The sequence below is a fragment of the Tsukamurella ocularis genome, assembly GCF_024807615.1.
GTDB classification, from domain to species: Bacteria; Actinomycetota; Actinomycetes; order Mycobacteriales; family Mycobacteriaceae; genus Tsukamurella; species Tsukamurella ocularis.
This window is the reverse complement of the sequence record NZ_JANUCJ010000003.1, coordinates 230340-248038: the sequence shown is the minus strand read 5'-3', so window position 1 is coordinate 248038 and position 17699 is coordinate 230340. Positions and strand designations below refer to the sequence as shown.

At 71.3% G+C, this 17699-nt stretch carries 18 protein-coding genes; all 18 read right to left on the bottom strand.

All coding sequences use genetic code 11. From position 1 onward, the window contains the following. The 18 genes from HNP44_RS12535 to HNP44_RS12450 all read right to left on the bottom strand — a co-directional run bounded on the left by HNP44_RS12535 (position 1) and on the right by HNP44_RS12450 (position 17606). A complete protein-coding gene (locus tag HNP44_RS12535; protein ID WP_259141170.1) occupies positions 1–639 on the bottom strand; it encodes a TetR/AcrR family transcriptional regulator in 639 nt (212 codons plus the stop codon). Between the two features lie 50 nt (positions 640–689). Further along, positions 690–1004 (bottom strand): hypothetical protein, encoded by a 315-nt coding sequence (locus HNP44_RS12530; protein WP_259140719.1) that lies wholly within the window; start codon positions 1002–1004, stop codon positions 690–692. A gap of 15 nt (positions 1005–1019) precedes the next feature. Then, positions 1020–2501: an NADH-quinone oxidoreductase subunit NuoN gene (gene nuoN, locus HNP44_RS12525; RefSeq protein WP_259140717.1), complete on the bottom strand. Its 1482-nt coding sequence runs from the start codon at positions 2499–2501 to the stop codon at positions 1020–1022. Beyond that, a complete protein-coding gene (locus tag HNP44_RS12520; protein ID WP_259140716.1) occupies positions 2498–3976 on the bottom strand; it encodes an NADH-quinone oxidoreductase subunit M in 1479 nt (492 codons plus the stop codon). Before HNP44_RS12520 ends, nuoN begins: the two co-directional genes overlap by 4 nt. Continuing rightward, the gene (gene nuoL / locus HNP44_RS12515; protein ID WP_259140715.1) at positions 3973–5850 is read right to left on the bottom strand and encodes an NADH-quinone oxidoreductase subunit L; all 1878 of its coding nucleotides are present in this window, start codon (positions 5848–5850) and stop codon (positions 3973–3975) included. The genes HNP44_RS12520 and nuoL overlap by 4 nt, the downstream gene beginning before the upstream one ends. A gap of 3 nt (positions 5851–5853) precedes the next feature. Continuing rightward, complete coding sequence (nuoK, locus tag HNP44_RS12510) at positions 5854–6153, bottom strand: NADH-quinone oxidoreductase subunit NuoK (protein WP_068741024.1); 300 nt, start codon at positions 6151–6153, stop codon at positions 5854–5856. Then, positions 6150–6941, bottom strand: a complete 792-nt coding sequence (locus HNP44_RS12505; RefSeq protein WP_259140711.1) for an NADH-quinone oxidoreductase subunit J — start codon at positions 6939–6941, stop codon at positions 6150–6152. Before HNP44_RS12505 ends, nuoK begins: the two co-directional genes overlap by 4 nt. Beyond that, positions 6938–7441: an NADH-quinone oxidoreductase subunit NuoI gene (gene nuoI, locus HNP44_RS12500; protein ID WP_259140710.1), complete on the bottom strand. Its 504-nt coding sequence runs from the start codon at positions 7439–7441 to the stop codon at positions 6938–6940. Before nuoI ends, HNP44_RS12505 begins: the two co-directional genes overlap by 4 nt. Then, a complete protein-coding gene (gene nuoH, locus HNP44_RS12495; protein WP_259140709.1) occupies positions 7434–8747 on the bottom strand; it encodes an NADH-quinone oxidoreductase subunit NuoH in 1314 nt (437 codons plus the stop codon). Before nuoH ends, nuoI begins: the two co-directional genes overlap by 8 nt. After that, a complete protein-coding gene (locus HNP44_RS12490; protein WP_259140703.1) occupies positions 8747–11089 on the bottom strand; it encodes an NADH-quinone oxidoreductase subunit G in 2343 nt (780 codons plus the stop codon). Before HNP44_RS12490 ends, nuoH begins: the two co-directional genes overlap by 1 nt. Next, positions 11086–12426, bottom strand: coding sequence for an NADH-quinone oxidoreductase subunit NuoF (gene nuoF, locus HNP44_RS12485; RefSeq protein WP_259140702.1), 1341 nt, complete (start codon positions 12424–12426; stop codon positions 11086–11088). The genes HNP44_RS12490 and nuoF overlap by 4 nt, the downstream gene beginning before the upstream one ends. Continuing rightward, positions 12423–13145 carry an NADH-quinone oxidoreductase subunit NuoE gene (gene nuoE, locus HNP44_RS12480; RefSeq protein WP_259140701.1) on the bottom strand — a complete coding sequence of 241 codons (723 nt, stop codon included), beginning with the start codon at positions 13143–13145 and terminating at the stop codon, positions 12423–12425. Before nuoE ends, nuoF begins: the two co-directional genes overlap by 4 nt. Continuing rightward, positions 13142–14401 carry an NADH-quinone oxidoreductase subunit D gene (locus tag HNP44_RS12475; protein ID WP_259141169.1) on the bottom strand — a complete coding sequence of 420 codons (1260 nt, stop codon included), beginning with the start codon at positions 14399–14401 and terminating at the stop codon, positions 13142–13144. The genes nuoE and HNP44_RS12475 overlap by 4 nt, the downstream gene beginning before the upstream one ends. 26 nt (positions 14402–14427) lie before the next feature. Further along, positions 14428–15144, bottom strand: coding sequence for an NADH-quinone oxidoreductase subunit C (locus HNP44_RS12470; protein WP_374758787.1), 717 nt, complete (start codon positions 15142–15144; stop codon positions 14428–14430). A 14-nt stretch (positions 15145–15158) separates the two neighbouring features. Next, positions 15159–15713 (bottom strand): NuoB/complex I 20 kDa subunit family protein, encoded by a 555-nt coding sequence (locus HNP44_RS12465; RefSeq protein ID WP_224645813.1) that lies wholly within the window; start codon positions 15711–15713, stop codon positions 15159–15161. Next, positions 15704–16066, bottom strand: coding sequence for an NADH-quinone oxidoreductase subunit A (locus tag HNP44_RS12460; RefSeq protein WP_259140699.1), 363 nt, complete (start codon positions 16064–16066; stop codon positions 15704–15706). Before HNP44_RS12460 ends, HNP44_RS12465 begins: the two co-directional genes overlap by 10 nt. 141 nt (positions 16067–16207) lie before the next feature. Next, the gene (locus tag HNP44_RS12455) at positions 16208–16603 is read right to left on the bottom strand and encodes a hypothetical protein (protein ID WP_259140698.1); all 396 of its coding nucleotides are present in this window, start codon (positions 16601–16603) and stop codon (positions 16208–16210) included. Positions 16604–16631: 28 nt separating this feature from the next. After that, positions 16632–17606: an isopenicillin N synthase family dioxygenase gene (locus HNP44_RS12450; RefSeq protein ID WP_259140697.1), complete on the bottom strand. Its 975-nt coding sequence runs from the start codon at positions 17604–17606 to the stop codon at positions 16632–16634. Between the last annotated feature and the right edge of the window lie 93 nt (positions 17607–17699).

Genomic DNA, 17699 nt, shown 5'->3' with positions numbered 1-17699 from the left:
TCAGGCGCCGGTGGCGGGCTCGACGGTGCCGTCGAGCTCGCCCAACTGGCTCGGCTCGATGGCGACGGGATTCTCCTTGAGGCCGATGAGGCCGTACCAGGAGAGGTTCACGATGTGCGCGGCGACGGCCTCCTTAGGCGGGTCGCGCACCTCGAGCCACCACTGCGCGGTCATGGCGACCATGCCGACCAGCGCCTGGGCGTACAGCGGCGCGAGGCCGGGGTCGAGGTGCTTGTTCAGGAACTCGCTCTCGAGGTGGCTCTCGACCTGCCCGACGAGGTCGTTGAGCAGCGTCGAGTAGCCGCCCGAGTGCTCGACGGAGCTGTTGCGGGTGAGGATCCGGAAGCCGTCCGCCCGCTCCTCGACGTACGTGAGCAGCGCGAGCGCGATCTGCTCGATCCGGGTTTTCGATCGGTCCTCGAGCATGGCGCGGGAGAAGACCTCGAGGACCATCTCCATCTCGCGGTCCACGACCACGGCGTAGAGGCCCTCCTTGCCGCCGAAGTGCTCGTAGACCACGGGCTTGGAGACGCCGGCCTTCGAGGCGACCTCCTCGATCGTCGCCGCCTCGTAGCCGCGGTCGGCGAACACCGAGCGCGCGGTGTCGACCAACTGGTTGCGGCGCTCGGCCGCGGGCATCCGCTTCCGCGCCGGTGCGCCGGCGGCGCGATTCGGCTTGGCGGTGGAGGTCACGGCGCGTCCGTCGGGCCGGCCTCGGGCGCGGCACCGTCGGCGGGCTTGCGCGCGGCCTCGGCCTGCGCGGCCACCTGCGCCCGGTACGCGGCCTCCGCCCGGTCGTGCTGCTTCTTGATGAACCGGCTGGCGAAGATCAGGCCGACGAAGAACAGCAGCTCGAAGATGATGGCCGCGATGTACAGCACCCGCGCCGTCGTCGTGGTCGCGTCGGTCAGCCGCCAGATCAGTACGCCGAGCACCAGCAGCAGGACTGCACCCATCGGCTTCAACTGCAGGCCGTTGCTGAACGGAAGCGGCTTGTCACTCATGAATGACGATTCTACTTACCGCCCGGTGAACACCGTGAGATCGGCGAACAGGTCCAGCAGGGGCTGCGGGAAGACACCCAGCGCGACGACCGCCACGACACCGAGGACGATCGCGACACCGGTCAGCGGATCCACGCGCGGCACATCGGGTGCGAACTCGTGGGCGGGCGCGAAATACATCGTCATCAGGACTCGGATGTAGAACACTGCGGCAAGCGCGCTGGCGAGCACGCCGACCACGACCAGCCACCCCCCGCCGCGCTGCGCGGCCGCAGTGAACACCGCGAACTTGCCCACGAAACCGCCGGTCAGGGGGATTCCGGCGAAGGAGAGCAGGAACAAGGCCATGGCACCGGCGAGGAGCGGGCGGGTCCGGCCCAGCCCGGCCCACCGGTCCAGGTCGGCCACCTCCGCGGTCGTGCCGTCGGTCCGCGTTTCGCGGACGGCGGCGGCCACCGCGAACCCGCCGACCGTGCTGAGCCCGTAGACCGCGAGGTAGAAGCAGACCGCGCCCGTCCCGCGGACCGTCCCCGCGAAGACGCCGATGAGGAGGAAGCCCGTGTGCGCGATCGCCGAGTAGGCGAGCAGGCGCTTGACGTCGGACTGCGTGACCGCGATGACCGAGCCGACGACGACGGTGACCACGGCGACCGCCGCTATCACCGGGCGCCACGGCACGTCCCGGAAGGCGACCAGGGTGAGCCGCATGATCACGCCGAACGCCGCGATCTTCGTGGCCGCCGCCATGAACGCGGTCACGGGCGTCGGCGCGCCCTGGTAGACGTCGGGCACCCACGAGTGGAAGGGCACGGCGCCGGCCTTGAACAGCAGGCCCACGCCGATCAGCGCCGCCCCGAGGGCGCCGAACACCGCGTCCTGGGGGACCGCCGCGATCGACGTGGAGCCCGTCGCCGCGAAGCGCAGGGCGATGCCGAACAGGAGGATCGCCGAGCTGAACGCACCCAGCAGGAAGTACTTCAGCGCCGCCTCGAGCGGGAGCAGCCCGCGCCGTTTCGCCAACGCGCACAGCAGGTACAGCGGCAGCGAGAAGACCTCGAGCGCGACGAACAGCGTCAGCCAGTCCTGCGCCGAGACGAAGGCCAGCATCCCGCCGAGCGCGAACAGTGTCAGCGGCACCGCCTCGGTGTGCGTCAGCGAGTCGTAGCGCGCCACCATGAGCGCGAGCGCCGGCAGCGTCGAGATCAGGAGCAGCCCCTGCAGCGCGAGGGAGAGGCCGTCGTCGGCGACGGAGCCGGCCAGCACCGCGCGCGGGCGCTCGCCGGTGTCCGCGAGCACCGCCACGGCGATCAGCGCCGCCAGCACGGCGCCCCCGCCGAGCACCGCGTGCACCCGGGCGCGCACCGCCGCAGGCGCGAACGACTCGACCACCACGCCGACGATCGCGGCCGCGAAGACGATGAGCGCAGGCGCGATCTGGGCGTACTCGATCGACGGCGCCGGGAGCGCAGCAAGCGGGACGAGCGGTTGCGGATTCATCGGGCGACCTCCGCGACCGTGGGCGAGACCGACGGGTTGATCGCGTCCAGCGCGGGAGAGGGGAAGAAGCCCAGCAGGAACAGGGCGACGACCAGCGGCACCAGCACGAGCAGCTCCCGCGGCCGCGCATCGTCGACGGTGCGCTCGACGTCCTCCGGCGCGGGACCCGTGAACATCCGCTGGTAGGTCCACAGCACGTACATCGCCGACAGCACCAGGACGACCACGGAGACGATCGCGGCGAGCGCCCACCGCGGGTAGGTGCCGACCACCACCAGGAGTTCGGAGACGAAGGGGCCGAGGCCGGGCAGCGAGAGGGTCGCCAGGCCCGCGATGAGGAAGATCGCGCCCAGCTTCGGCGCCCGGGACCAGGCGCCGCCGAAGTCGCCGATCTGGCGGCTTCCGCGGCGGGCCACCAGGACGCCGGCGGTGAGGAAGAGCGCCGCCGTCGCGACGCCGTGGTTGACCATGTAGAGCACCGAGCCGGCCTGCGAATCGCCGGTGCGCGCGAAGACTCCGAGGATGATGAAGCCGAAGTGGCTGATCGACGTGTACGCGATCAGCGACATCACGTCCGACTGCCCGATCGCGAGGATCGCGCCGTAGACGATGCCGATCACCGCCAGCGCCGCGACCCACGGCGCGCAGCGGGCCGCCGCGTCGGGGAACAGCGTGAGGCAGTAGCGCAGCATCGCGAAGGTGCCCACCTTGTCGACGATCGCCATCATCAACACGGCCGTCGGGGGATTCGTCTGCACCGCCGCGCCCGGCAGCCAGGTGTGCAGCGGCCATAGGGGCGCCTTCACCGCGAAGGCGAACAGGAAACCCAGGAACATCAGGTCCTGCCCGATCCCGGGGCCGGGCCGCGCACCATCGAGCAGGGCGCGCAGGTCGAAGGTGCCGGACGCGGCGTACAGTGCGACGACCGCGGCCAGCATGATGAGCCCGCCGGCGAGGTTGTAGAGCAGGAACTTCACGGCCGTGTGCGTGCGGACCGCGGAATCGCTTCCCGTGCCGCCGAACCCGGCCAGGAGGAAGTACAGCGGGATCAGCATGGCCTCGAAGACCAGGTAGAACAGCAGCACGTCTGTCGTCACGAAGCTGACGAGCACCATCGACTCGACAGCGAGCGTGAGCGCGACGTAGGTGCCGGCGCGTGCGCTCTCGGGCGCGGTCTCGCGCCACGCGGCGAGGAGGAGGACCGGCAGCAGGGCGGCGGTGAGCAGCACCAGCACCAGCCCGGTGCCGTCGAGTCCGAGCCGGTAGCCCGCGCCGAAGGACGGTATCCAGGAATGCGATTCGATGAACTGGAAGCCGCCCGCGGGGTCGAAGGCGAACGCCAGCCCGATGCCGATCACCAGCGCGACGAGCGCCGCCGCCAGCCCGATCCACCGCGCCGCCCGGGGCACGGCCGCGGCGGCGACGGCGCCGACCGCCGGCGCCGCCCACAGCAGCGTCAGCCACGGCCCGCTCATGAGAGCCACGCCGCCGCGGCGCCGATGAGCACCGCCGTCCCGGCTAGCATGGTCAGCGCGTAGCTGCGCGCGTACCCGGTCTGCGAGCGCCGCAGCAGGAGCGAGCCGAGGTGCACGCCCGCGGGGATCGCGTCGACCGCACCGTCGATGCCCTTGCGCTCGGCGAAGAGCAGCGCCTCGGTGGCGGCCTGCCCGGGGCGCATGAGCACTGCCTCGTTGAGCGCGTCGCCGTACAGGTCCTGGCGGGCCGCCCGAGTCAGGGCGCTCACCGCCGACGGTGCCTCCACGGGCACCGTCCGCGTCAGGCGGACCGCCACCGCGACGCCGATCGCGACGGCGCCGAGGGCCAGCAGGGTGACCGCCCAGGCGGGGATGGCGTGGTGCGTTTCGGGCGCGGATCCGACTGCGGGGGCGAGGAAGTCGGACAGCGTGCCGCCGATCACCAGGAGTGCGCCCGCGCCGACGCTGCCGAGCGCCAGCACGACCATGGGCGCGGTCATCACCCGCGGCGACTCGTGCGGATGCGTGCCCTCGCGCCAGCGGCGCGCGCCGAAGAAGGTCAGCACCATCACCCGCGTCATGTAGAAGCCCGTGATCCCGGCACCGAGGATCGCCGCGCCGCCCAGCACGACGCCCTGGAATCCGCCGCGGCCCAGCGCGGCCTCGATGATCCCGTCCTTGGTGAAGAAGCCCGACAGCGGCGGGACGCCGATGATCGCCAGGTAGCCCAGGCCGAAGGTGACCGCGGTGACCGGCATGATCTTCGCCAGGCCGCCGTACCTGCGCATGTCCGTCTCGTCGTTCATCCCGTGCATCACCGAGCCCGCGCCCAGGAACAGGCCGGCCTTGAAGCAGCCGTGCGCCAACAGGTGTGCGATCGCCAGGGCGTAACCCGCGGGACCGAGCCCGGCGGCGAGCACCATGTAGCCGATCTGGCTCATGGTCGATGCGGCCAGAGCCTTCTTGATGTCGTCCTTCGCGCAGCCGATCACGGCGCCGAAGAGCAGCGTCACCGCGCCGACGGCGAGCACGAAACCCTGCGCCACCGGTGCCGCTTCGAAGATGGGGCCGGTGCGCACGATCAGGTAGACGCCCGCGGTGACCATCGTCGCGGCGTGGATCAGGGCGGAGACGGGCGTGGGGCCTTCCATCGCGTCGCCGAGCCAGCTCTGCAGCGGCACCTGCGCGGACTTGGCGCATGCGGCGAGCAGGAGGAGGAGCCCGAGCCAGGTCAGCACGCCCTCGCCTGCCTCATCGGCGCGGGGGAGGAACTCGCCGAAGGTGGTGGTGCCGAAGGTCATGAGGGTGACCGCGACCGCGAGCGCCAGGCCCATGTCGCCGACGCGGTTGACGATGAAGGCTTTCCGCGCGGCGGTCGCGGCCGAGGGCTTGTGCTGCCAGAAGCCGATGAGCAGGTAGGACGCGAGTCCCACGCCCTCCCAGCCGAGATAGAGCACCACGAGGTCGTCCGCGAGCACCAGCACCAGCATCGCGCCGAGGAACAGGTTGAGGTAGCCGAAGAACCGTCGCCGGCCCGGATCGGTCTCCATGTAGCCGATCGAGTAGACGTGGATCAGCGTGCCCACGCCCGTGATCAGCAGCGCGAAACACACCGACAGCTGATCCAGCCGGAAGGCGAGGTCCACCGCGAGGTCACCGCCCGAGAACCAGTGGTAGAGGACGGTGCCCACGGATCGGTTCGCGCCGGCACGGGCCAGGAGCAGGCCGAAGGCGACGGCCGCGACGACGAAGGACAGCGCCGCGACCGCGGTCCCGAACAGGTGCCCCCAGGCGTTCGTCCGGCGTCCGCCGAGCAGCAGCACCGCCGCTCCGGCGAGGGGGATCAGCGGCAGAGCCGCGATGAGTACGGTCACCGGTCACCGCCTCAGCAGGTGCGGCTCGTCGACGGACACGGACTTGCGGACCCGGAAGATCGCGATGATGATCGCCAGGCCCACCACCACCTCGGCGGCGGCCACGACCATCGTGAAGAAGGCGAGCACCTGCCCGTGCGGCACGGCGTGCATCCGGCCGGCGGTGACCAGCGCGAGGTTCGCGGCGTTGAGCATCAGCTCCACGCACATGAAGACCACGATGGCGTTGCGGCGCAGCAGCACCCCGGCCGAGCCGATCGCGAACAACAGCGCGGCGAGGTACAGGTAGAGATGCGGGTTCACGGCGACACCTCCTCGTCGCGGAGCGCGTGCGGAACCTCGTCGTCGAGCGACGGTGCGCGGTCGGGAAGCGCCCGCCGCTCGCCCGGCACGCGCGGGGCGAGTGTGTGGTTGACGGAGTCGAGCGCGGGCGTCCCGTCGGGCAACCGGGCCGGCAGGTCGACGGCGTTGCCCAGCGCGTAGACGCCGGGGTTGGGGAGCGGCGTGGCGCGGTGGCCCTCGCGGAACCGGCGGATCGACTGCTCACGCTGACTGAGCGCGGTGGCCAGCTTCTCCCGGTGCGCGAGGATCATCGCGCCCAGCGTGGCGGTGATGAGCAGCGCGGCGGTGAGTTCGAAGGCCCACAGGTAGCGCACGAAGACGGTGTCGGCCAGGGCCTCCACGGAGTTCGGCGGGTAGTCGCCCGATCCCGGTCCCCGTGCGGTTCCGGCGCCGACGTCCCGCAGGGAGGCCCGGGCCACGAGTCCGATGAGCAGCATCCCGAAGGCGAGACCCGCGACGGCGGCCCCGATCCGGTGCCCGCGCAGGGTCTCGACGAGCGAGTCGGAGGAGTCGACGCCCACGAGCATGACCACGAACAGGAAGAGCATCATCACGGCGCCGGTGTAGACCACGATCTGGACGACGCCGAGGAAGGTCGCGCCTTGCGAGATGTACAGGATCGCGAGCAGGATCATGGTGGCGGCCAGGCACAGCGCCGAGTACACGGCCTTGGAGGCCAGGACCACGCCCAGGGCGAAGACCACCGCGGGCACCGCGACGATCCAGAACGCCCACTCCTCTCCGGTCATTCGTCCACCGCTCCCTTGTAGTAGTCGGTGGCAGTGAGGCCTTCGCGCATCGCGTGCGGTGGCGGCACCTCGCCCTCGTGCAGCGGGGCGAGCAAATCGTCCTTGTCGTAGATCAGGGCGCCGCGATCGCGGTCGGCCATCTCGTAGTCGTTCGTCATGGTGAGCGCGCGCGTCGGGCAGGCCTCCACGCACAGGCCGCAGCCGATGCACCGCGGGTAGTTGATCTGATACGTCCGGCCGTAGCGCTCGCCGGGGGAATACCGCTCCTCGTCGGTGTTGTCGGCGCCCTCCACGTAGATCGCATCCGCGGGGCAACTCCACGCGCACAGCTCGCAGCCGATGCACTTCTCCAGCCCGTCGGCGTACCGGTTCAGCTGGTGCCGCCCGTGATACCGGCCGGCGGTGGGGGCCTTCTCCTCCGGATAGTTCTCGGTGACCGGCTTGGTGAACATGGTCCGTAGGGTCACGCCGAATCCGGCGAGGCCGAGGGGATCAGCCATGGGACGCCTCCTTCGCTTCGGCCTCGCGCGGCAGGGCACGTCGGGCGGGCTCGGACAGGTACTGGCCGGGCATGGGCGGCACGGGGAAGCCGCCGGCCATCGGATCGAAGGGCAGCGAGAAGGTCTCGGGATCCGGGCCGGGCTCGGGCGCCTTCTGCCGACGGTGCCGCGCCACCAGGACCGCGAGCACCGCGAGCGTGAAGAGCAGCGAGACCGCCGGGGCCAGCACCGTCGTCGAATGCCCGGCGAGGGCCCACGCCTGCACCGCGCCGGCGACCAACACCCAGGCCAGCGCGGTCGGGATCAGCAGCTGCCAGCCGAACCGCATGAACTGGTCGTACCGCAGGCGCGGCAGCGTGGTGCGCAGCCAGATGAAGGCGAACAGGAAGCACCACACCTTGCCCACGAACCAGACCACCGGCCACCAGCCGGAATTCGCGCCCTCCCACATGTTCAACGGCCACGGCGCGTGCCAGCCGCCGAGGAACAGCGTGGTGGCGAGTGCGGAGACGGTGGTCATGTTGACGTACTCCGCGAGCATGAACATCGCGAACTTCAACGAGCTGTACTCGGTGTGGAAGCCGCCCACCAGCTCGCCCTCGGCCTCGGGAAGGTCGAAGGGCGCGCGGTTCGTCTCGCCGACCATCGAGACCACGTACACGACGAACGAGGGCAGCAGCAGGAAGACGTACCAGGTGCCCTCCTGACGGGCGACGATGCCCGACGTGGCCATCGTGCCCGCATACAGGAAGACGGCGGCGAAGCTCAGGCCCATCGCGACCTCGTAGCTGATCACCTGGGCCGTGGAGCGCAGGCCGCCGAGCAGCGGATAGGTGGAGCCGGAGGACCAGCCGGCCAGCACGATGCCGTACACGCCGATGCTGGTGATCGCGAGGACGTACAGCACCGCCACCGGAAGATCGGTGAGCTGGAGCGGCGTCCACGTCCCGAACACCGACACCTGCGGCCCGAACGGGATCACGGCGAAGGCCATGAACGCGGGGATGGTGGCGATGATCGGCGCGAGCAGGTAGACGGGCTTATCCACCCCGGCGGGCGTGATGCCCTCCTTGAGCGCCAGCTTGATGCCGTCCGCGAGCGACTGCAGGATGCCGAAGGGCCCCAGTCGGTTCGGTCCGTACCGGTGCTGCATTCGGGCCATGACCTTACGCTCGATGAGGATCGCGGCGAGCACCGTCAGCACCAGGAAGGCGAAGACCGCGACGGCCTTGAGCAGGATCAGCCACCAGGGATCGCGGCCGAACGCGGAGAGATCGACAGGGGCGTGCGGTCCGAGGGCGCTCATCATCGGGCCACCGCGATCCCGACCACTGCACCCCAGCCGACGCCCAGTGTCTCGCCGACGGTGCTGCCGGGCGAGTTCCGGGGCACCCACACCACGCCGTCGGGCATGTCGGTCACCTGGAGCGGCAGGGTGATCGTGCCGCGCTCTGTCGAGATCGACACGTCGTCGCCGTCCGCGGCGAGGATCCCGGTCGCGGTGGCCGCCGACATCCGCGCGACTGGCCGTCGCGCGGTCGCCGCCAGATCGCGTTCCCCGTCCTGTCCACGCCCAAGGTCGAGCAGCTGCCGCCACGTCGCGAGCAGCGCCTCCCCGTCCCCCGGGGCGGCGACGGCGGCGGGATGCCCGGAGATGGGGCGGTGCGGCGGTCGGACCGAGCCCAGCGTGCGCAGCGCGGCGGAGGCACCGTCGGTGTCGGTGAAGCCGAGGTCCGCGCGCATCGACTGCGCGAGTACCGCGAGGACCCGCGCGTCGGAGAGCGCACCGGGCGAGGGGAGCGCCGCGGCGAAGGAGCGGTCGCGGCCCTCCCAGTTCCGGAACGTGCCGGCGCGCTGTGTCACGGTGGCGACGGGAAGCACCACGTCGGCGCGGGCGGTGACCTCGGACTCCCGCTGCTCGAGGCTCACCACGAACGTGGCATCGAGGGCGCGGCGCGCGGCCTCGGGGTCGGGCAGGTCGCCGATGTCGACCGCGCCGCACACCAGGGCGGGGAGGTCGCCCGACGCGGCGGCGGCGAGGATGCCGGCGGTGTCGCGGCCGGGGCCGTCGGGCAGCGTGACGCCCCACAGCGCCTCGACCTCCATGCGGTGGGCGTAGTTGGCGGTCAGGCGGCCGCCGGGCAGCATCCCGGCCAGCGCGCCTGCGGCGATCGCGCCGGGCTCGCCCGCGCGGCGCGGGATCCATGCCAGCCGGGCGCCGCTGGTGGCCGCGAGCGCCGCCGCCGCGGCGAGGGCCTCGGGGGTCTCGGCGAGTCGCTCGCCGACGAGGATCACCGCGCCGGGCACGGAGAGTTGCTGCGCCAGCGCGGGGTCGGCGAGGGCGGCGGGCTCGGCGCCGGGGGCGCAGGCGAGGAGGGTGCCGTCGAGGCGGCCCAGGCCGCGGGAGGCGAACGGGGCGATGGACAGCACCCGGGTGCCGCCGGCGCGCACCGACTTCCGCAGCCGGAGGTGCACGATGGGCGACTCCTCCTCGGGTTCGAAGCCCGCGAGCAGCACGACCGGCGCCGCCTCGAGATCGGCGTAGGTCACCCCGCCGACCACTCCGGAGGCCAGGAACGCCGCCTCCTCCGCGCTGTGCGGCCGGATCCGGAAGTCGATGTCGTTGGTGCGCAGGGCGATGCGCGCGAACGCGGAGTAGGCGTAGAGGTCCTCGACGGTGCCGCGCCCGCCGGCGAGGACGCCCGCGGTGCGCCCGGTCAGGCCCTGCGCGGCGGCCGCGATCGCCTCGGGCCAGGACGCGGGGACGAGGGCACCGTCGGCCCCGCGGACGAGCGGCGTGGTGAGGCGGTCCGGCGCGGCGACGTACGCGAAGGCCCAGCGGCCCTTGTCGCAGCTCCACTCCTCGTTGACCTCGGGGTCGTCGCCCGCGAGGCGGCGCAGGACCTCGCCTCGACGGTGGTCCACCCGCAGGCTGCAGCCGCTGGCGCAGTGCTCGCACGCCGACGGGGTGGAGGTGAGGTCGAAGGGACGGGCACGGAAGCGGTAGGCGGTGTTGGTGAGCGCGCCGACGGGGCAGATCTGCACGGCGTTACCGGAGAAGTAGGAGTCGAGCGGTTGATCGCCCGCGACGCCCACCTGTTGCAGCGCACCGCGATCCATGAGCTCGATGAAGTCGTCGCCCGCGATCTCGTCGGAGAAGCGGGTGCACCGGGCGCACAGCACGCAGCGCTCGCGATCGAGCACGATCTCCGCCGAGAGTGGGATCGGCTTGGGGTAGGTGCGCTTGTCGGCGGCCGGGAAGCGCGACGTGGCACGGCCAGCGGACATCGCCTGGTTCTGCAGCGGGCACTCGCCGCCCTTGTCGCACACCGGGCAGTCCAGCGGGTGGTTCACCAGCAGCAGCTCCATCACGCTGCGCTGCGCGCCGGCCGCGGCGGCGGAGGTGGCCTGCGTGCGCACGACCATGCCGTCGGTCACCGTCGTGGTGCAGGAGGCCAGCGGCTTGCGCTGCCCCTCCACGTCCACCAGGCACTGCCGGCACGCGCCCGCCGGGGCGAGCAGCGGGTGATCGCAGAACCGGGGGATCGCGATCCCCAGATCCTCGGCAGCGCGGATCACGAGGGTGCCCGGGGGGACTTCGATCTCGATGCCGTCGATGGTGGCCTTGACGGGCTCGGGGGCGGTCATCGCGCACCTCCCGGGACCGGTGCCTCGCGCATCGAGGCCGCGGGGTCGAAGGGGCAGCCGCCCTCGGCGACGTGTCGCTCGTACTCCTCGCGGAAGTGCTGCAGCGAGCTCTGGATGGGGCTGGCGGCGCCGTCGCCCAAGGCGCAGAACGCCTTGCCGAGCACGCCGTCGGCCACCTCGGCGAGCGTGTCGAGATCCTCCGCGCGTCCCTCGCCCTCCTCCAGTCGCTGTAACAGCCGCACCAACCAGTACGTGCCCTCGCGGCACGGCGTGCACTTTCCGCACGACTCGTGCGCGTAGAACTCCAGCCAGCGCAGCACCGCCCGGACCACGCAGACCGTGTCGTCGAAGATCTGCAGCGCTTTGGTGCCCAGCATCGATCCGGCGCCGGCGACGCCCTCGTAGTCGAGCGGCACGTCGAGGTGCTCCGCCGTGAGCAAGGGCGTCGACGATCCGCCGGGCGTCCAGAACTTCAGTTCGTGTCCGGGGCGCACGCCCCCGGCGAGCTCCAGCATGTCGCGCAGCGTGACCCCGAGTGCCGCCTCGTACTGGCCGGGCCGCACCACGTGTCCGGAGACCGAGTACAGCGTGAACCCTGGCGACTTCTCGCTGCCCATGGTGCGGAACCACTCGGCGCCGCGGGCGAGGATCGCTGGCACGCTGGCGATCGACTCGACGTTGTTCACGCACGTGGGCGAGGCGTAGAGGCCCGCGACGGCGGGGAACGGCGGCCGCAGTCGGGGCTGCCCGCGGCGGCCCTCCAGCGAGTCCAGCAGCGCCGTCTCCTCGCCGCAGATGTAGGCGCCGGCGCCGCCGTGGACCACGAGGTCCAGGCTGAATCCGCTGGGGCCCATCGGCTTGCCGAGGTAGCCCGCCGCGTAGGCCTCGGCGACGGCGGCGCGCAGTCGTCGCTGCACGCCGAGGACCTCGCCGCGGACGTAGATGAAAGCCGTGTTCGCTCGGATCGCGTACGAGGCGATGATGACGCCCTCGATCAAGGTGTGCGGCGTGGCGAACATGAGCGGCATGTCCTTGCACGTGCCGGGCTCGGACTCGTCGGCGTTCACCACGAGGTAGTGCGGCTTGTCGGCTCCGGGCTTGGGGGCCTCGCCGTCGCGCAACTGGGGGATGAAGCTCCACTTCAGGCCCGTCGGGAAGCCGGCGCCGCCGCGGCCGCGCAGGCCCGAGTCCTTGACGAGGGTGATCACCTCGTCGGGCGTCATCGTGAGCGCGCGGTCGAGGCCCTCGTATCCGCCCGCCGCGCGGTAGGAATGGAGGGTCCAGGGCTCGGGGTCGCCCCAGCGGGCGGAGAGCACGGGGGTGAGGTGCGCGGTCATGACTCCGCCTCCCGCACGGCCTGCAGGCCGGCCATCGTCGGGGCGCCGCCGGCACCGGAGGCGGACACAGCGCCCGGCCGGACGTCGTCGAAACCGGCCAGCAGGCGGGCGGTCTCGCGGAAGGGGACGAGCGGTGCGCCCCGCGTCGGCGACGGCGGTCGATCGGAGCGCAGCGCGTCGACGAGGTCGCGGGCGCTCGCCACCGTCTGATCGTCGAAGAACTCCCAGTTGACCATGACGACGGGGGCGTAGTCGCACGCCGCGTTGCACTCGATCCGCTCGACGGTGACCCGCCCGTCGGGCGTGGTGCCGCCGGGGGCGATCCCGAGGTGCTCGCACAGGGAGGAGAGGATCGCGTCGCCGCCGAGGACGGCGCACAACGTGGTGGTGCAGACGCCGACCAGGTACTCACCGGTGGGGCCGCGCCGGTACATCGAGTAGAAGGTGGCGACGGAGACCACCTCGGCGGCGGTGAGGTCCAGTGCGGCCGCGCAGAATTCGATGCCCGCGGGGGTGATGTAGCCGTCCTCGGACTGCACCAGGTGCAGTAGGGGCAGCAGCGCCGACCGCTTGTCGGGGTAGCGGGCGATGAGTTGCGCGGCGTCGGCCGCGAGGCGCTCCGTGACGGCCGCGGGGTACGCGGTGGGGGCATCGGGCCGGTACAGCTGCACCTTCTCCTGCGGCCGCGCGCCGAATTCGAGGAAGACGGGCTCGCTCATCGGTCCACCCCTCCCATCACCGGGTCGATGCTGGCCACTGCCGCGATGACGTCGGAGACCATGCCGCCCTCGCACATCGCCGCGACAGCCTGCAGATTCGTGAACGACGGATCGCGGAAATGGACGCGGTACGGGCGGGTGCCGCCGTCGCTCACGGCGTGCACCAGCAGCTCGCCGCGCGGCGCCTCGACCGAGACGGCCACCTGTCCGGGGGGAACCGCGAAGCCCTCGGTCACCAGCTTGAAGTGATGGATCAGCGACTCCATGGACTCGCCCATGATCTTTGCGATGTGCGCGCGCGAGTTGCCCAGGCCGTCGGGGCCGACCTTCAGGTCCGCCGGCCAGCCGAGGCGGGCGTCCTCGACCATCACCGGCCCGGGCGTCAGCTTGTCGAGGCACTGCTCGACGATGCGCAGCGACTGGGTCATCTCCAGCACCCTGATCAGGTAGCGGCCGTAGCAGTCGCACCCGCTGTCGGTGATCACGTCGAACTCGTAGTCCTCGTAGCCGCAATAGGGTTCGCTACGGCGCAGGTCGTGCGGCAGGCCTGTCGACCGCAGCACCGGGCCCGTGATGCCCAGCGCCATGCAGCCGGTGAGGTCGAGGTAGCCGATGCTCTTGGTGCGCGCGATCCAGATGGGGTTCTCGGTGAGCATCGACGCCATCGACGCCAGCTGCGGCGGCAGCGTCCGCAGCAGTTCGCGGATCTGCGGGATCGCCTCGTCCGGCAGGTCGGCCGCGACGCCGCCGGGACGGATGTAGGCGTGGTTCATCCGCAGTCCGGTGATGGTCTCGAAGACGTCCAGGATCTGTTCGCGGATCTCGAAGCCGCGCAGCATGGGGGAGACCGCGCCCAGTTCCATTCCGCCGGTGGCCAGCGCTACGAGGTGGCTCGTGACGCGGTTGAGTTCCATCAGCAGCACGCGGATCACGGTCGCGCGCTCGGGGATCTCCTCGGTGATGCCGAGCAGCTTCTCGACCGCCAGGCAGTAGGCGGTCTCGTTGAAGAGCGGGGCCAGGTAGTCCATCCGGGTGACGAAGGTGGTGCCCTGCGTCCAGGTGCGGAACTCGAGGTTCTTCTCGATGCCGGTGTGCAGGAAACCGATCCCGCATCGGGCCTCCGTCACCGTCTCCCCGTCGAGCTCTAGGATCAGGCGCAGCACGCCGTGCGTCGACGGGTGCTGCGGGCCCATGTTGACCACGATCCGTTCCTGGCCGATCGCCTCGGCGGCGATGTCGTCCCAGTCGGAGCCCATGGCGGTGAACTCCGTGTAGTCGGTGGTCACGAGTACGACCTCCGGGTGTCGGGTGCGGAGACCTCGGCGCCGTGGAACTCGACGCCGATCCCGCCCAACGGGTAGTCCTTGCGCTGGGGGTGCCCCTCCCAGTCGTCCGGCATCTCGATCCGGGTGAGCGAGGGGTGCCCGTCGAAGACGATGCCGAAGAAGTCGTAGGTCTCCCGCTCGTGCCAGTCCGTCGTCGGGTAGACGGGGAACAGGGACGGGATGTGCGGATCGGCATCGGGGCAGGAGGTTTCGAGGCGCAGCCGGCGCCCGTGCGTGATCGACTGCAGGTGCGTGACCGCGCGCAGCTCCGCACCGGCGTCCTCGGGGAAGTGCACGCCCGAGGTGCCCAGGCACATCTCGAACCGCAGCGCGGGATCGTCGCGCAGCAGCCGCGCCACCGCCACCACGTGCTCGCGCGGCACCCTCAGCGTGACCTCGCCGCGGAACACGACCACCGCGCGGACGGCCTCCTCGAAGGACGCGCCGTCGGACCGGTCCAGCGCCGACCGCAGGACCGCGACGACCCCGTCGTAGCCCGCGGGCAGGGGCTCCTCGCCCGGCCCGGGCATCGCGACCGGGCGGCTGATCCGCCCGTAGCCGGACGTGTCTCCCGTGCCGCCGCTGAACATGCCGGTGCGCGTGCGCACGACGTCGGGCTGCGGCGCAGCGGGTTCGACGGTGCTGGATTCGTCGGTCCGGCCGGGCTCGGGCAGCTCGGGGGAATCGGTCATCGCAGCAGGCCCTTGAACTCGATGGTGGGACGCGCGGCGAGAGCGGCCTCCTCCGCGGCGCGGCGCGCGGCCTCGCGATTCACACCCATCGGCGTCTCCGCGACCTTCTCGTGCAGGGCCAGCAGGGCGTTGAGCAGCATCTCGGGGCGCGGCGGGCAGCCGGGGAGGTAGATGTCCACGGGCACCACGTGATCGACGCCCTGCACCACAGCGTAGTTGTTGAACATCCCGCCCGAGCTGGCGCAGACACCCATGGCGAGGACCCATTTCGGCTCCGCCATCTGGTCGTACACCTGCCGCAACACTGGCGCCATCTTCTGGCTGACCCGGCCCGCGACGATCATCAGGTCGGCCTGCCGGGGCGAGGCGCGGAAGGCCTCCATGCCGAACCGGGCGATGTCGAAGCGGGGACCGGTGGTGGCCATCATCTCGATGGCGCAGCAGGCCAGGCCGAACGTGGCCGGCCACAGTGATCCCTTCCGCGCGTAGCCCGCCACCCCCTCGAGCGTCGTCAGCAGGAACCCGCCGGGCACCTTGTCTTCTAATCCCAACGGAGTCCCCCTCGACGCCACTCGTAGACGTAGGCGACCGTGACGTTCACCAGGAACAGCGCCATCGCGAGCAGGCCGTACGTGCCCAGCACGTCGAAGTGCACCGCCCACGGATAGAGGAAGACGATCTCGATGTCGAAGATGATGAACAACATGGCCGTCAGGTAGAACTTCACCGGGAACCGGCCGCCGCCCGAGGCGGGCGTGGGCGAGGGGTCGATGCCGCACTCGTAGGCTTCGAGCTTCGCGCGATTGATCCGGCGCGGTCCGACGAACCGGGCGACACCCACGGAGAACACGGCGAAGGCGGCCGCGATCGCCCCGAGTACCAGGATGGGCACGTACAGGTTCACGGCGATGCTCCCTTCGCGGTGTATGCGAAATCCCATTCAGCAGAACCGGTTAGGCTCCCCTGAGTGGAGTTGTGAGCTACATCACAACTATATGTCCAACGCTTGATCGGGGTGGGCTTTTGGGGCGAGCGTGTCTGTTTATCAGAGCGTTGCGGTAGCGAGCAGCCGTCCGGCGGCGCCCGCCAGCTCGAACGGGTCCAGCGGATGGCTCACCCAGTCGTCCGCCTGGGACCACCGTGCCAACCAGCCGTCGGCGCGGCGGGCTGTGATGACCAGCAGGGGCGGGCAAGGATCGATCTCGTCGCGCACCTGCCGGGCCAGGCCCAGTCCGCCGGCAGGGGACGATTCACCGTCGAGCACGACCAGGGCGACCCCGCCCTCGTCGAGCAGGGCGATGACGGCCGGCGCGGTCGCGGACTCGAGGATCGATATCGGAGGTCTGTCCGGGGCCGGGCGCGTGCCCAGGGCGGCGGTGATCTCCGCGCGGTGCCGCGCGTTGGAGCTGTAGACGAGGACGAGCGGGGCTGCGCCGGTCATGGTCCCCACGATAGGGACGCAGGTCGGGTTACGAAGCGGTTTGCGGGTAGTGCCGCGCGGCCACGTCCGGGTGCGCCCGCAGGCGGCTCTTCCAGGCGTTCGCGCCGTAGGTGTCGAAGATCGGGTTGTCCGGGTCGACGGTGACGCCCGTCCGCAGGTTCGCAGGGAGTGGCAGATGCGGCATCCGCGCCGTGACGGAGGGGTTGAAGAAGTAGGGCACCGAGATCCGGTCGGCGCCGGTGCTCCGGTTCAGCACCCGGTGCTCGGTGGCGTGCAGGTAGCCGTCGGTGCCCACCTCCAGCATCTCGCCGAGGTTGACGATGAAGGCGCCGGGCAGCGGCGGCACGTCCACCCATTCGGTCGCGCCGGGCGGCAGCACCTGCAGGCCCTGCGATGCCGGGTCCGCCAACAGCAGGGTAAACACACCCGAATCCTTGTGGGCGCCCACTCCCTGCTCGGAGGCCGTCCCCGCGGGGTACCGGACGATCTTGATCAGCGTCGCGGGCTGGTCGGCGAAGGCCTCGTCGAAGACGTGCGGATCCGCGCCGAGCGACCGCGCCCATGCCCGCAGCAGCGCGAGCGAGATCCGCGACAGGTCCGCGTCCCACCCCTCGATCACCGCGCGCAGTTCCGGCAGGGACGCCGGCCACTGGTTCGGGCCGAGCAGGTTCAGGTAGTCCGGCCCCGGGCCCGACGGTGCCGGATCCTCCCGGCCCAGGTCGATCTGCTCCCGCCAGTCGACCGCGCCGCGGGTGAACTCGCCGCCCAGGCGGGTGTACCCGCGGAAGTGGGGCGAGTTCGTCATAGCGATCGCGTCCTTCTCGGCCTGCGGCAGCGCGAAGAAGGCGCGGGCGACGGCGAGCACCTCGGCGATGCGCTCCGGCGGCAGGCCGTGGCCCGTCAGATAGAAGAAGCCGACGTCGTGCGCGGCGGCGCGGACGGCACCGTCGAACTGCGCGGGGTCGGTGTCGAGGAGGGCGAGGTCGAGCACCGGGACGGACATGACCGCAGGGTAGCGCCGACGGCTCCCGGTATGAGCGGATCCGATCAGTGTGATCGGGACTTCGTGCGCGCCGGGCTTCGTGTCGCGGGTGCC